Raw genomic sequence first — 13,791 nt, 5'->3', positions numbered from 1 at the left:
GTATGGATAGATTAGCACAATTACAGCAATTCATCGGAAAAGAATTCGATCAGTCACCATCTCCATTTATGAAATGGCTGAACCCAATTGTTCTTTCCGCCGAGGAAGGTCAACTGGAATTTCAATATACGGTAAGACCGGAGTGGCTGAATCCTATAGGTAATCTTCACGGCGGCGTTACCGCTGCTATTGTTGATGATATTATTGGCGCCACCATGTTTTCTTTAAATGAAAATTCTTTCATTACCACTATAAATAATGTCATAGATTATTTTTCAACTGCAAAAGAAAATGATAATATTGTAGCTGAAACTAAAATCATTAAAAGAGGTAAGCAATTCGTAAATGCACAATGCGAAATATGGAATGCAGATAAAACACGATTAATCGCAAGAGGAACCTCGAATTTATTCAAAATCAATAACTAAGTATGAAGAGAGTTGTCATTACAGGTCTTGGCGCAGTGACGCCTTTGGGAAATAATGTCGAAGAATTTTGGCAAAACAGTATCAACGGAGTGAGTGGAGCAAATCAGATTACCCATTTCGATACGGAAAAATTTAAAGTACATTTTGCTTGTGAGGTTAAAAATTTTGATCCAAAACTCCATTTAACACACAACGAAATCAAAAGAAGTGATCTATTTTCACAATATGCAATGTATTCTACCGCGGAAGCTCTTAAAGATTCCGGACTTGAACTGGAAAATATGGATCCGTTTGATGTAGGTGTTATCTGGGGAACAGGACAAGGTGGAATGTGGACTTTCGAAAGCGAGGTCATGAATTTTGCTGCCGGTGACGGAACGCCAAGATTCAATCCTTTCTTTGTGCCAAAATTCATCGCCAATATGGCATCAGGAATGATTTCTATGAAATATGGCTTGCAGGGAATTAATTATACTACAGTTTCTGCATGTGCAACTGGAAATACGGCGTTGATGGATGCTTTCAACTATATCCGTCTTGGAAAAGCAAAAGTCATTGTAAGCGGTGGTTCTGAAGCTGCTATTTCTCCTGCCTCTATCGGTGGATTTTCCATTATGAAAGCCATGTCTACAAGAAATGATGATTTCGCGACAGCCAGTCGTCCTTACGATGCAGAGAGAGACGGTTTTGTAATGGGTGAAGGTTCGGGAACATTGATTCTTGAAGAGTATGAACACGCTAAAGCAAGGGGAGCAAAAATATATGCAGAATTGGTAGGAGCAGCCATGACAGCGGATGCTTATCATATGACGGCACCTCATCCGGACGGAGTAGGCGCAATCAAAGCTATGCAATTAGCACTTCATGAAGCAGGAATCAACACAGATGATATTGATTATATTAATCCTCATGCTACATCTACTCCTCTTGGAGATCTGGTTGAGCTCAATGGAATTAATAAATTGTTTAAAGGAAGTAAAAACCTGGATATCAGTGCCACAAAATCCATGACAGGACACCTGTTGGGAGCTGCGGGAGCTGTAGAGGCCATTCTTTCTATTAAAGCCATTCAAAACGGAATTATTCCTCCAACAATCAATCTTCACAGCATTGATGAGAATATTCCGCAGGATATCAATATTGTATTTGGAGAAGCAAAGGAAAAAAATATTACCTATGCTTTAAGTAATGCCTTTGGATTTGGAGGTCATAATGCCACCATAGTATTTAAGAAGTTCAGTTAATTTGATTAAATAATAATAAAAATCCCTGTATGAAAATCATGCAGGGATTTTTTATTTTATAACTGATTTTAAATCTAAAAAAAGCAGCCAAAATTGACTGCTTCAAAACATAACGAATTATATATTTTCCCAAAAAGAAAATGACTTGTAATTATTGGGCATCCGGGATAAAAAAATCATCGGCATTTTCAGCAATCGGAATATAAAGTCTCTCCCACTCCTTGCTTTTCACCATATCCCAGCTGTGACCGGTTCCTTTAAGGTCTTCAGCCAGAAGAACCACGCCAGGTTTAATTATAAAAGTGGAACCGTCTGTTACTTTAAATCTTATATTTCCTTTGATGGTAATCACATATTGTCTTCTGGGCGCCGGATGTGCATTTTTTTCCCACTCCTCCGTTTTATTGCTCATCCAGAATGTAGTGGTATTCATATGTTTAAGAGTAGGTATTTTTCCTTTCTCAAAAGCACATGATCCGTCAGGATGGTTGATTAGTCTTATGGCAGGAATAAACTCAGTGGAGGTTTCCGCAGTGACACTTACATTTTTATGGTTTTTGTGTTGTGCATTCATAAATCCTACAGTACTTACTACTAAAACAAGGCTTAAGCCTTTCATGATGTTTTTCATTATAAATTTAATTTTTTATTTTTAATTATAAACAGTATCGTAAACCAGCATTCTTTCAAAAAAGGGTTTATATTTCTGAACCAAAGCCAGATGTTCGGGAAGCTTTCCATACGCTTCAAGCTCCTCCAGAGTATCGAATTCCATAGAAGCATTATAGGTAAATGTGCTGTCTAAAACACTTCTCGGGGTGGAAGCGGCAGGCTTTCCATAACGGAGATTTTTCTGATAAGGAAGCTTTTTAAGACCTTCAAAAAAATTTTCAAATTCTTTTACTTCAGACTCCGAAAGATCTTTTCTAAGCCAGAACAACAAATAATGGAAGTACATCTTTTTCTTTTTTATAGGGTTAAACATGGGTAAAGCAGAGGCAAACATATTTCCTGAAACCAGCAGCAGGACGGAAGCCTGGACTGAGCGGAATAAAAATTTTCTTCTTTCCATTGTCATTTATTTTAATTAAAATCTATTCTGTATTTAAGGACAAACTGCCATTTCCGGTCAGAAACTACAGCATTGTTTGAGGGATCATTGGTATAAACAGGTCTGTTCTGGGCATCAAAAGTTAACCGGGAAGACATTCCGTTCATCAGCAGAGAGATTCCGGCATCATAAATCACTGCATTGTCATGAAGTCCTTTCAGGTCTGACAGCTGCATTCCTACTGCAGGCTGAAGCTGAAGGTTTTTCTTTTCTTTATCAAGATAAGGAAGTGTACCTCCCAATTGCACATAATACGTATTTCCGGTTCCGATAACAGGCATTGCATTTCCTGCTCCATTAAGACTCGCTTGTGTAACATCTACAGAAGTTGCAGGATTATTGGTTCCTACATACCGGATATAATTGGGTCCATAGTCGTTGTGCATCGCCATTCCATATGCGCTTATTGACGTTCCCTTTTCTTTGTTCAGCGGTGCATCATAAAATAAATCTACCGCAAAGCTTTTCATATCATCATTCACTGTATTTTTGCCTGCATCCAGATGCCATAATGCATTGTGAATGTAATCAAAACCAGCTCCCAGGCTCAGTACATTCTTTTTTCCTACATAGGTTCCAGAATTAAAAGGTGTAGAAATATTCTCTTTATCTAAAAAAGCATATCTGAAATACCCGGAGAAGTCTTTTCCCGGAGAATTTTTACTGAAGGAAGCTACATTCAGTTTCGGATCTGAAGTTGCCATGGTGTAAGGATCGGCTACCACCAAACGGTAATCAAATCTTCCAAGCTGCCCTTTAATATAGGCACTCAGTTCCCTTACTGTATAATCTGTAGTCCCTGCATTGGATGTTGCATAAGCCGGCAGATCATATAACAGCGTATTCAGAGGTCCTGTGGTAAATCTTGAAAGACCGCGCCATGTGGAACGCCCTGCACCAAAAGCAATCTTATCATTAAAAGCATATTCAGCATAAGCATCCAGAAGGTCAAAGTAATTACTTCCTTTAGCATTTACATTCACATTGGTGGTTCCTCCCTGCAAAACAAACATCAGCTTTTCGGTGGGCTTATAAGTCATTTTTACACGAACTCTTCGAAGAGAGAGGTCAGACAAATCCGATTTTGCCTCATTATTGACAAGGCTTCCGGGGTTAAGCTGTGTATATCTGGCCCACAATTCTGCATATCCGCTAAGAGAAATATATCGTGAGTGTTCTTCATTGAAGTAATGGGTCAATCCGGGGTTATTAAAGTCATTTTTTTTCTGAGCTTCTAATTTTCCCATGAGTCCCACTAAGGAAAACAAAGCAATTGCTGTTTTGAAAGAGGTAGTCTTCATATTTTTCTATTCTTATCTTTTTGTTGATTTCAACGGGACAAAATTAGATCGGGAATGTCTGGACAGGTATTAGAAATCTATTAGAAACCTTATAGAAAACTATTAAAAGGGTTAATGTTTTCTGATAAAAGAAAAATATGAAATACCTTTGTACAGTGCTTTGGGGACAGATGAAAATCAAGCTTTTAAAATCAAAAAAACATTTGAAAACCAAGGTATATAGCCCATAGTATTTCTTTATGAAAATTTTAATTGTAGAAGATAATTCGCGTGTTTCAAGTCTTTTGAAAAGAGGACTGGAGAGCCAGGAATATCAGGTGTATATTTCGGAAGATGCAGAAGATGCTATTGTCCTGCTGAATAAAATATCTTTCGATCTGGCGATTACAGATATTATGCTGCCAAAAATGAGCGGTATTGATCTATGCAAACTGATCAAAGAGAAATACCCTGATCTTCCCATTATTATGCTCACCGCTCTGGGCACGATTGATGAAAAAATTGAAGGATTTGACGCCGGAGCGGATGATTATATGGTAAAACCTTTTGAAATCAGGGAACTTTACGTAAGAATCAAAGCTATTCTGCAAAGAAGATCAGCCAGAAATAAAGAAGCATATCTGACTGATCTGGAATATCATGATCTGAAGATTGATAAAAAATTCAACAGGGTTTTCAGAAACAGAACGGAAATAGAACTCACTCCCAAAGAATTTAAACTCCTGGTATTTCTGGTAAACAATGCTGAAAGAATTCTTACCCGTGAAGAGATTGCAGAAAATGTATGGGGAAATCATTTTGACACAGGAACCAACTATATTGATGTCTACATTGCTTATTTACGGAAAAAGATTGATAAAAATTTTGATCATAAACTGATTCACACCAAACCCGGAGTAGGATTTATTTTCGCTTCACAATTATGAAAATAGCAACCAGAACAGCACTTATCTATTCTATCCTTACTGCAGGCATCTTATTTTTGTTTGCTTATGTTCTCTATTTTGTATCTGAAAAGAACAGGGAGGATGAGTTTAACGACCGTTTAGGATATAAGGTGATCTGGAGGTCAGAATTTATCTTCGATGTCAGAATCAGTGATGAAAAAATCCGTGAGCTTCACCAGCGTAACCAAAAACTGCTGAATGAAGCAGACATCAGTGTTTATAACAGTAAAAAAGAACTTACTTTCACGGATGTTCCTCCTCTTAAAAGCAATGAAAAATATCTGGATAAAATTATCAGATCCAATAAAAACAGAATATTCTGGCAGCAGGGCGACCGTCAGTATATTGCCATTCAGTTTCAATCAAACGGAGAAAAATATTATATCATTGGAAGTGCAGTAGACGTCACAGGAAAGGCCCATATTTCTGAGTTTAAAAAAGATATCATCATCATTTATATCAGCTCCATTGTCATCATTTTTATTATAGGATTTCTTTTTTCATACTATACCCTTAAGCCCTTAAAGGATATTATCCTCCAGATCCGCGATATTTCAGAGCATAATCTGAATAAACGGCTGGATATCCCCAAAGCAAAAGATGAGATTTATGAACTGACTGAAACTTTTAATTCTACCTTCAACAGGCTGGAAAAATCTTTTAATAATCACAAACAATTCGTCACCACTATTTCCCATGAATTCCGGACTCCTCTTTCCACTTTAATTGCAGAGCTGGAGCTTGCCAAGGAACTGAATGTAACGTTGGATGACTATAAGCTTTCTATTGACAATGCTCTTCAGGATGCCAATGATGCATCGGAGCTTTCTTCTGCTTTGCTGGATTTCGCCAGAGCCAGCTATGATGTATCACAGATCAGTCTTACCAATCTGCGTCTGGATGAGATTTTGGCAGAAGCCAAGCTTGCATTGCTGCAAAAAAATGTCAGCTACAAAATAGGGATCAATTATATGGGTAATGCGTCAGATGATGATGAAAACAATTATGATTTTCATGGTAATCCTTACCTGCTGCAGGTTGCTTTTTCTAACCTGATAGAGAATGCCTGTAAATATTCAGCAGACAAAAGCTGCCATATTGAAATAGAGACCAACTCGAACCATATAAAAATCCGTTTTATTGATCATGGGATTGGTATTTCAGAAAAGGATCTTTTGAAAATTTTTGATTTGTTTTACCGGGGTTCCAATAAGAATTTCGAAAAAGGAAACGGCATCGGTCTTTCCATTGTAAAAAGGATTATAGAAATACACGAAGGCAAATTGACGATCGATTCTGAAGTGTCAAAAGGAAGTGTATTTACTGTAACATTTCCCTCCAAAAAATAAAAAAGCAGTCAAAAAACTGACTGCTTTTTATTTTTATGCTTTCAACCATTCTGAGGAAGAAAGATAATTCTGATCTGGGTAATAAATGAACAGACAGTTTTTACCTTTAATTGTATTAATGATAGACTGTGTCAGTTCTCTTGGAACCGCGGGACATCCCCAGCTTCTTCCGATTCTTTTATGCATGGCTGCAAATGCATCGCTTACATAATCAGCACCATGTAATACAATTGCTCTTCTGTAAGCCGCATCATTAAACCCTTTATCCATTCCCAATAACTTCAGAGAATATCCGTTATCACCCTGATAGGTTGCATCTGTAATATAAAATCCTAAGCTGCTCTGTAACGAACTTTCCCTGTTAGAAAAATTCGTCGCAAATTCTTCGCCTGTATTTTTTCCGTGTGCTACCAATGAGTTGAACAGAACTTTTTTGTCTTCCAGGTCAATGATCCAAAGTCTTTTTGTGTTAGAAGACATAGAAAAATCGCAGATAGTTAATAAATGCGAGTCTTGGGTAAGCAATCCTGCTTTTTTTAAATTTTCATACCCAGTCAATGCTTTTGAGAACACTTCATAATTCAATTCATGTTCAGGATCAAATGCAATTGATTGGTATAGTGCTTCTGATGAAGATACAGCTGTTGTGCTCTTCTCAGATTTCGTTTCAGCTACTTTTTCTGTTTTCGTTGTATTGACATTCTCACTTTTCACCGCCATTCTTGGAGAAATGTAGAATGAAGTCGTCACCATGTAAACAAGGCCTAATACGCTATAAAATCCTTTCATTCAATAATATGTAAATCCAAATTAGTGGGGCAAAATTATAAAAACATAATTACCAGGGGGTTATAACTCTAAAAAGTTTAACGCTATTTAAGAAACTTTAACGTCCTGATTCTGTGAATTAAAAGTCTTATTTTTGCTCATCCGCCACAAATTCCAGGCTCACAGAATTCATACAGTAACGCAGTCCTGTAGGCTTCGGCCCATCATCGAAAACATGCCCAAGATGGGAGTCACATCTTTTGCAAAGAACCTCTACTCTATCCATTCCATAAGACTGATCTCTCACATAATAGACTCCTTCCTTATCCGCTTCAAAGAAACTTGGCCAGCCACAGCTGCTGGAAAATTTGGATGTAGAACGAAACAGGTGATTTCCGCACACCGCGCAATAATATTCTCCAATCTCATCAAACTCATTATATTTTCCGGTAAAAGCTCTTTCTGTTGCCGCTTCTCTGGCGATTGCATACAAGTCCGGAGCGAGTATTTTTTTCCATTCATCATTGGAAACATTAAGTTTTGTAGTATCTGTTCTGGAATAGTATGGATTGTTTTTTGCTTCTGTATTTTCCATAGAGGAGGTTTTAATAGGTTCGTATTTCTGCGTACATGCCTGCAGTAAAAATAATAGGATGATTGAAACTAAAAATTTCATCGTAAATTTCATTCTTTAACCACAAAAGTTTTGAGGTTTAAAAGCTTTTATTAAGATTAAACGGTTTCATAACCAAATTTAGTAAATTTGAGAATATGAATGACGAAGCAAAAAGAAAACAACTGAGAAAATATAAAGCATTTGCCACAGGATTATTCGTTCTGATGGCTGTTATTTTCATTGTTACCACTATTTTACAGAAGTCTGATAGCTCTCATTGGATCGGCTACGTTCGTGCTTTTGCCGAAGCTGCTATGGTTGGGGCTTTGGCTGACTGGTTTGCTGTAACCGCATTATTCCGTCATCCTCTCGGGCTTCCGATTCCCCATACCAACCTGATTGAGAACAGTAAACAGAGATTGGGGGACAACCTTGGAAGTTTTGTAGTAGGTAACTTTCTTTCTCCCCAGAATATACGTCCTTATATCCAAAAACTTAAAGTTTCCAATTTTGTAGGTGAATGGCTGGTAAAGGAAAAAAGTCAGGAGATTTTGATTAAAAACCTTTCAGATATTGTACTTGATATTCTTAATAAACTGGATGATTCAACAGTAAGCCAGTTTATCAGCAAAAAAGTATCTGAAATGACGGATGATATCAAACTTAATAAAGTAGTTGGAAACGGAATTGGTTATATTCTGGAAAAAAATGATCATCAGAGAATCATCACCAACCTTTCAAAACAGATCAAGGAATATATTATTGAAAATGATGAAATGATCCAGGAACGAGTAAAGAAAGGCAGCTATTCGTTCATTCCATCTTTTGTAGATAATAAAATTGCAGATAAAATTGCCGACGGACTTTCTGATTTTTTCAAAGAAATAGAAGGAGATCCTCAGCATGAAGTAAGAGGATTGATTACGCAAAAAATTCATGAATTCTCCGTTGACCTGAAAGAAGATCCGAAATGGGATGAAGAATTTAAAACCATCAAAAACGGACTTCTGAAAAATGACAAACTGGATGAATATTCCAACGACATCTGGGTTTCTATCAAAAAAACGCTGATGAAAGAGCTTCAGGAGGAACATTCCGCTTTGAAAAACTATCTTTCTAAAAACCTGAATGAATTTGCACAGAACTTAAAGACGGATGAAAACCTTCAGAACAAAATAGATCATTGGGTTCGGGTAACGGCCTATAAATATATTCTGAAAAACACCCACCAATTCGGGAACCTCATCAGTACAACCGTTGGAAACTGGCAGGGAAAAGAGCTTAGTGAAAAACTGGAACTGGAAGTGGGAAAAGATCTGCAGTTTATCCGGGTCAACGGAACGCTGGTCGGCGGTCTGGTAGGGCTTATTATCTACACCATCGCCCATTTCTTCCTCTAAAAACTAAGACAGCCAATCATGAAAAAAATATTTACTTTATTATTTTCTTTAAGTCTTACATTTTTTCTCAGTCAAAAAGTTGAATTAAAGAAAGTAACTGATTCTTCACAGATTTTCACTGGAGAGATTGGAGGAATACCTATTACCATGCAACTTAATTATACAGGCATTGTAGATTGTGATCAGTATCAGCATTACGTTGACGGATGGTATTATTATGATAAATACAAAAAGAAAATTCCACTCACCGGAATATATGATTATTATGGTGACCTGTCATTATATAATTTCGGGACTAAACAGAAACAGAATTCCAGAATTTTAAAAGATCAGATCACATCCCTGCAAAAAGTAGAAAAAACGAATGAAATAGCACAAAAGCTAGCTCCTCTGGAATCTCTTATATTGGAAAAAATCAGCATGAAAAACAACCCGATATCTGGACATTTTTATCTGGGTAAAAAAAATCTGCCTGTACAATTATTTACAGGGAACGCAATGATCTATCGTCTCAACAATTATCTGTTCCTGCCCAATAATAAAAAGATCAATACATTCGACTTCATTAATAAAGCCGGAGGAAATGAACTGATTTCTTACTCTTCAGGAGAAAACGGGAACAGGGTTCTTCTGTATTTTGAACAGACTTCAAATTTTAATTTCTGCGGACAGTGTGGGGCAAGTGATGGTGAAAAAGGCTACAGAGTTCTTTATTTTACAAAAGACTGGAATTATAAAAACTACGAAGAATTCCTGACTGAAAGCTGCTGGGAAAATATTTATGATACGACGAAAACAAAATCAAAGGATAAAGAAACGATACAATATAAAGTAGGTAAATCTTTCTCTTCTCCCGCCTATACATTTACTGTAGATATTAAAAAAGCTTCCATTATAAAGTCAAAATAAAAAAGAGAGTTGTGTAAACTCTCTTTTATTTTATCTCGGTAATCTGCTTGCTCTTTTCAGAAGTTCCTTATTTATATCATTGATCAGTTCCGGTCCTTCATAAATAAAGCCTGTATACAGCTGAATCAGGCTGGCTCCCGCATCCAATTTTTCCATGGCATCTTTTGCAGAATGTATTCCTCCTACTCCAATGATTGGGAATGCTCTGTTGCTTTTATCGGAAAGATATTTGATCATTTTTGTACTTCTTTCACGGATAGGCTTTCCGCTCAAACCTCCATTTCCTATCTGTTCTAAAACTTCCGGAGAGGTTTTCAGACCTTCTCTGTTGACAGAAGTATTGGAAACTACAATACCATCAATCTTTGTTTCTGCGATCAGCTCAATGATTTCGTCTAACTGATTGTTATTAAGATCCGGTGCAATTTTTAGTAGTATAGGCTTCTGTACAGATTTTGACTGATTGATCTTTTTCACTTCTGTAATCAGCTCTCTCAGATATTCTACATCTTCAAGTTTGGCGTGGCTTCCTACGTTGGGGCAGCTTACGTTCAGTACAAAGTAATCTACATGAGGGTGAAGACCTTCAAAACAGTCCAGATAATCCTGGGTATAGTTTTCCGGGCTTGTATCTGTATTTTTTCCGATGTTTCCACCGATGATTATTTTTCCTTTGTTGGATTTCAGTTTTTCAATAGCCGCTTCAAGACCTTCATTATTGAATCCCATTCTGTTGATAATTCCGCCATCTTCTATCAAACGGAATAATCTTTTTCTTGGATTTCCGGCCTGAGCTCTTGGGGTTACCGTCCCGATTTCTACAAATCCGAAACCTAAGTCTCCCAATTCGTTGAACAAAACTGCATTTTTATCGAAACCGGCAGCTAATCCTACAGGATTTTTAAATTTCAATCCGAAAACTTCTCTTTCCAGACGTCTGTCTTCAATAGGTTTTGGTAAAAATAATTTTGTGAGGAATCCAAAATTCTTAAGCATTGAAAATGTAAAGTGATGAACATCTTCAGGATCAAATTTGAAAAGAATCGGACGAATGAGCGATTTGTACATTGAAAAAAAGTTTTACAAAATTACTCATTTTAAAATTAATGCTCGATTAACCTATGATATTTTATCGAAATGTTTGATATATAGCATCTATACTATCCACCTTGTCAAGGTTTGGAACCTTGACAAGGTGATGTATATTAGCAAATTTTTGGTTTAAAAATTAAGAATATGCACTCAGATCAAATTTCAGGATATCCCCTATTCTTTTGAACTCTTCATCTATAGTGGCATTTACCGTAATTCTTTCGTTAGAAACAGGATGATTAAAAATTAATTGATGGGCATGGAGCGTCATTTTATTGATGTCAAATGTCTGAAGCCACAATTTATTTTGCTTATTGCAGCCGTGCTTACGACAGCCTAAAATAGGATGCAGAATATGTTTAAAATGTTTTCTCAGCTGATGAAACCTTCCCGTTTCAGGAATAGCTTCGACCAAACAATATCTTGAAGTCTGATGTTTTAAGAAGGGTAAATCTATTTCCGAAGTCTGCAAACGACGATAATACGTAACAGCATTTTGCTTGACTTCATTTTCATTAACCAGATCGTAATCGATGGTTTCTTCTTCTTTAGCCCAACCCCGAAGAATGGCCAAATATTTTTTCTCCACTTCGCGTGATGCAAACTGTTCGCTCATTTTCCTAAGGGTATCTTTATCTAAAGAAAACAGAAGAACACCCGAAGTTTTCCGGTCTAACCGATGCACAGGATAAACTTTTTGTCCAATCTGTTTCTTCAACTCCTGGATAGCATAGGTATCGGCTTCTCCTGCATAGAAGGATTTATGAACCAATAATCCACTGGGTTTATTGATTGCAATAAGGTGCTCATCTCGATAAAGAATTTCTAACATGGTGCAAAAGTAGAAATTTTCGATTGATCTAGCCCTGATTGTAACGGCATCCTTTTGCAAAGCAAAAGATATAGTGGAAAGCAGGTTCCCGGCTTCTGAAAAATTAAATTGTAAATATTTGTCTGTTTATTAACTGCTTTTTTTATTGAATCTCATGATTTTGGATCCAAATTGCTATTTTTGCATCTCAGACGTAAAAAAATTATGGCAAAGCAAGAAGATGTTTTCAAGAAAGTGATTTCTCACGCTAAAGAATATGGTTTTATTTTCCCATCAAGTGAGATCTATGATGGTTTATCCGCTGTTTATGATTATGGACAAAACGGAGCCGAACTTAAAAATAATATCAAACAATACTGGTGGAAAGCTATGGTACAGCTTAACGAAAATATTGTGGGTATTGATTCGGCGATTTTGATGCACCCGACAACATGGAAGGCATCAGGCCACGTAGACGCTTTCAACGATCCATTGATTGATAATAAAGATTCTAAGAAACGTTTCAGAGCTGACGTTTTGGTGGAAGACTACTGCGCTAAAATTGAAGATAAAGAGAACAAAGAAATTGAAAAAGCTGCGAAAAGATTCGGGGATGCTTTTGATAAAGATCAGTTTGTTGCCACGAATCCAAAAATTCTGGAATACAGAGCAAAAAGAGAGGCTATTCTTTCAAGACTGGCAAAATCTCTGGAAAATGAAGATCTTGCTGATGTAAAAGCTTTGATTGAAGAGCTTGAGATTGCAGATCCTGATACTGGTTCTAAAAACTGGACAGAGGTAAGACAGTTTAACCTGATGTTCGGAACAAAGCTTGGGGCTTCTGCTGACAGTGCGATGGATCTTTACCTTAGACCTGAAACGGCTCAGGGGATCTTCGTTAATTTCCTGAATGTACAGAAAACTTCACGTCATAAGCTTCCTTTCGGTATTGCACAGATTGGTAAGGCATTCAGAAATGAAATTGTGGCAAGACAGTTTATCTTCAGAATGCGTGAATTTGAACAGATGGAAATGCAGTTCTTCGTTGCTCCGGGAACAGAGCTTGAGTTCTATGAGCAGTGGAAACAAAAACGTCTGAACTGGCACAGAGCTTTAGGTCTTGGAAATGACAACTACAGATTCCACGATCATGAGAAATTGGCTCACTACGCGAATGCTGCGGCTGATATTGAGTTTAACTTCCCATTCGGATTTAAAGAGCTGGAAGGTATTCACTCAAGAACAGATTTCGACTTAAAGGCGCATGAAGAATTCTCAGGAAGAAAACTTCAGTTCTTTGATCCTGAAAGAAACGAAAACTATGTTCCTTATGTAGTGGAAACTTCAGTAGGTTTAGACAGATTATTCCTATCCATTTTCTCTCACTGCTTAAAAGATGAAGTATTGGAAGACGGTTCAGAAAGAACGGTTTTATCTTTACCTCCGGCATTAGCGCCAATTAAAGCGGCTATTCTTCCATTGATGAAGAAAGATGGTTTAGCAGAATATGCAGAAAAAATCTTCAATGATCTGAAGTATGACTTCAACTTATTTTACGAGGAGAAGGATGCGATTGGAAAACGTTACAGAAGACAGGATGCTATCGGTACTCCATACTGTATTACTATTGACCACGACTCTTTGACAGATCATACAGTAACCATCAGAGACAGAGATACGATGCAGCAGGAAAGAGTTCCTGTTTCAGAGTTGAGACGAATCATCGATGAAAAAACGAACTTCAGAAATTTACTTTCTCAATTATAATTTAAAAGCCCTGGTTTCAGGGCTTTTTTATTTTTATCAACATATGGG

14 protein-coding genes are annotated in these 13,791 nt (G+C 37.0%); 7 read left to right on the top strand and 7 right to left on the bottom strand.

What is annotated here, in order from left to right; all coding sequences use genetic code 11:
* Window positions 1–2: 2 nt before the first annotated feature.
* Together LC457_RS01890 and fabF are read left to right on the top strand one after the other, a co-directional pair.
* Window positions 3–428, top strand: a complete 426-nt coding sequence (locus tag LC457_RS01890; RefSeq protein ID WP_223598378.1) for a PaaI family thioesterase — start codon at window positions 3–5, stop codon at window positions 426–428.
* Window positions 429–430: 2 nt separating this feature from the next.
* Window positions 431–1,672 carry a beta-ketoacyl-ACP synthase II gene (gene fabF / locus LC457_RS01885; RefSeq protein WP_223598377.1) on the top strand — a complete coding sequence of 414 codons (1,242 nt, stop codon included), beginning with the start codon at window positions 431–433 and terminating at the stop codon, window positions 1,670–1,672.
* Window positions 1,673–1,823: 151 nt separating this feature from the next.
* Here fabF and LC457_RS01880 read toward each other — a convergent pair whose 3' ends face one another.
* Genes LC457_RS01880 through LC457_RS01870 form a run of 3 tightly spaced genes read right to left on the bottom strand, consistent with a single transcriptional unit; the run spans window position 1,824 to window position 4,084 of the window.
* Complete coding sequence (locus LC457_RS01880; RefSeq protein ID WP_223598376.1) at window positions 1,824–2,303, bottom strand: hypothetical protein; 480 nt, start codon at window positions 2,301–2,303, stop codon at window positions 1,824–1,826.
* A 21-nt stretch (window positions 2,304–2,324) separates the two neighbouring features.
* A complete protein-coding gene (locus tag LC457_RS01875; RefSeq protein WP_223598375.1) occupies window positions 2,325–2,744 on the bottom strand; it encodes a Dabb family protein in 420 nt (139 codons plus the stop codon).
* Window positions 2,745–2,755: 11 nt separating this feature from the next.
* Window positions 2,756–4,084, bottom strand: coding sequence for a porin (locus tag LC457_RS01870; protein WP_223598374.1), 1,329 nt, complete (start codon window positions 4,082–4,084; stop codon window positions 2,756–2,758).
* Window positions 4,085–4,323: 239 nt separating this feature from the next.
* Between LC457_RS01870 and LC457_RS01865 the strand changes: the two genes are divergently transcribed.
* On the top strand, window positions 4,324–5,010 hold the full coding sequence (locus tag LC457_RS01865; protein ID WP_213277721.1) for a response regulator transcription factor: 687 nt from the start codon (window positions 4,324–4,326) through the stop codon (window positions 5,008–5,010).
* Entirely contained in the window at window positions 5,007–6,380 is a 1,374-nt protein-coding gene (locus LC457_RS01860; protein WP_223598373.1) for a HAMP domain-containing sensor histidine kinase, read from the top strand. The genes LC457_RS01865 and LC457_RS01860 overlap by 4 nt, the downstream gene beginning before the upstream one ends.
* Window positions 6,381–6,413: 33 nt before the next feature.
* On the opposite strand, the gene LC457_RS01855 is transcribed toward LC457_RS01860, so the two are convergent.
* Window positions 6,414–7,169 carry a murein L,D-transpeptidase catalytic domain family protein gene (locus LC457_RS01855; protein ID WP_213277719.1) on the bottom strand — a complete coding sequence of 252 codons (756 nt, stop codon included), beginning with the start codon at window positions 7,167–7,169 and terminating at the stop codon, window positions 6,414–6,416.
* Window positions 7,170–7,296: 127 nt separating this feature from the next.
* On the bottom strand, window positions 7,297–7,743 hold the full coding sequence (msrB, locus tag LC457_RS01850) for a peptide-methionine (R)-S-oxide reductase MsrB (protein ID WP_374200528.1): 447 nt from the start codon (window positions 7,741–7,743) through the stop codon (window positions 7,297–7,299).
* Window positions 7,744–7,919: 176 nt separating this feature from the next.
* Here msrB and LC457_RS01845 point away from each other — a divergent pair, with 176 nt between their 5' ends.
* Window positions 7,920–9,164: a DUF445 domain-containing protein gene (locus LC457_RS01845; protein ID WP_223598371.1), complete on the top strand. Its 1,245-nt coding sequence runs from the start codon at window positions 7,920–7,922 to the stop codon at window positions 9,162–9,164.
* Window positions 9,165–9,182: 18 nt separating this feature from the next.
* The gene (locus LC457_RS01840) at window positions 9,183–10,073 is read left to right on the top strand and encodes a hypothetical protein (RefSeq protein ID WP_223598370.1); all 891 of its coding nucleotides are present in this window, start codon (window positions 9,183–9,185) and stop codon (window positions 10,071–10,073) included.
* Window positions 10,074–10,103: 30 nt separating this feature from the next.
* On the opposite strand, the gene LC457_RS01835 is transcribed toward LC457_RS01840, so the two are convergent.
* Both LC457_RS01835 and LC457_RS01830 read right to left on the bottom strand, forming a co-directional pair.
* Window positions 10,104–11,141, bottom strand: a complete 1,038-nt coding sequence (locus LC457_RS01835; protein WP_223598369.1) for a quinone-dependent dihydroorotate dehydrogenase — start codon at window positions 11,139–11,141, stop codon at window positions 10,104–10,106.
* A 160-nt stretch (window positions 11,142–11,301) separates the two neighbouring features.
* Window positions 11,302–11,997, bottom strand: a complete 696-nt coding sequence (locus LC457_RS01830; RefSeq protein WP_223598368.1) for a pseudouridine synthase — start codon at window positions 11,995–11,997, stop codon at window positions 11,302–11,304.
* A gap of 204 nt (window positions 11,998–12,201) precedes the next feature.
* On the opposite strand from LC457_RS01830, the gene LC457_RS01825 reads away from it, so the two are divergent.
* Window positions 12,202–13,743, top strand: a complete 1,542-nt coding sequence (locus tag LC457_RS01825) for a glycine--tRNA ligase (protein WP_213277713.1) — start codon at window positions 12,202–12,204, stop codon at window positions 13,741–13,743.
* Window positions 13,744–13,791: the final 48 nt, after the last annotated feature.

Source organism: Chryseobacterium sp. GVT01B, assembly GCF_019970045.1.
Lineage (GTDB): Bacteria > Bacteroidota > Bacteroidia > Flavobacteriales > Weeksellaceae > Chryseobacterium.
This window is presented reverse-complemented; position numbering and strand designations above follow the sequence as displayed.

Excerpts from the sequence above, each read along its gene's own strand:
- msrB (WP_374200528.1), bottom strand. The coding sequence starts at position 7,743 with ATGGAAAATACAGAAGCAAAAAACAATCCATACTATTCCAGAACAGAT.
- LC457_RS01890 (WP_223598378.1), top strand. The coding sequence starts at position 3 with ATGGATAGATTAGCACAATTACAGCAATTCATCGGAAAAGAATTCGAT.
- LC457_RS01865 (WP_213277721.1), top strand. The coding sequence starts at position 4,324 with ATGAAAATTTTAATTGTAGAAGATAATTCGCGTGTTTCAAGTCTTTTG.
- LC457_RS01835 (WP_223598369.1), bottom strand. The coding sequence starts at position 11,141 with ATGTACAAATCGCTCATTCGTCCGATTCTTTTCAAATTTGATCCTGAA.
- LC457_RS01825 (WP_213277713.1), top strand. The coding sequence starts at position 12,202 with ATGGCAAAGCAAGAAGATGTTTTCAAGAAAGTGATTTCTCACGCTAAA.
- LC457_RS01830 (WP_223598368.1), bottom strand. The coding sequence starts at position 11,997 with ATGTTAGAAATTCTTTATCGAGATGAGCACCTTATTGCAATCAATAAA.
- LC457_RS01880 (WP_223598376.1), bottom strand. The coding sequence starts at position 2,303 with ATGAAAAACATCATGAAAGGCTTAAGCCTTGTTTTAGTAGTAAGTACT.
- LC457_RS01840 (WP_223598370.1), top strand. The coding sequence starts at position 9,183 with ATGAAAAAAATATTTACTTTATTATTTTCTTTAAGTCTTACATTTTTT.
- LC457_RS01845 (WP_223598371.1), top strand. The coding sequence starts at position 7,920 with ATGAATGACGAAGCAAAAAGAAAACAACTGAGAAAATATAAAGCATTT.
- LC457_RS01860 (WP_223598373.1), top strand. The coding sequence starts at position 5,007 with ATGAAAATAGCAACCAGAACAGCACTTATCTATTCTATCCTTACTGCA.
- LC457_RS01875 (WP_223598375.1), bottom strand. The coding sequence starts at position 2,744 with ATGGAAAGAAGAAAATTTTTATTCCGCTCAGTCCAGGCTTCCGTCCTG.
- fabF (WP_223598377.1), top strand. The coding sequence starts at position 431 with ATGAAGAGAGTTGTCATTACAGGTCTTGGCGCAGTGACGCCTTTGGGA.
- LC457_RS01855 (WP_213277719.1), bottom strand. The coding sequence starts at position 7,169 with ATGAAAGGATTTTATAGCGTATTAGGCCTTGTTTACATGGTGACGACT.
- LC457_RS01870 (WP_223598374.1), bottom strand. The coding sequence starts at position 4,084 with ATGAAGACTACCTCTTTCAAAACAGCAATTGCTTTGTTTTCCTTAGTG.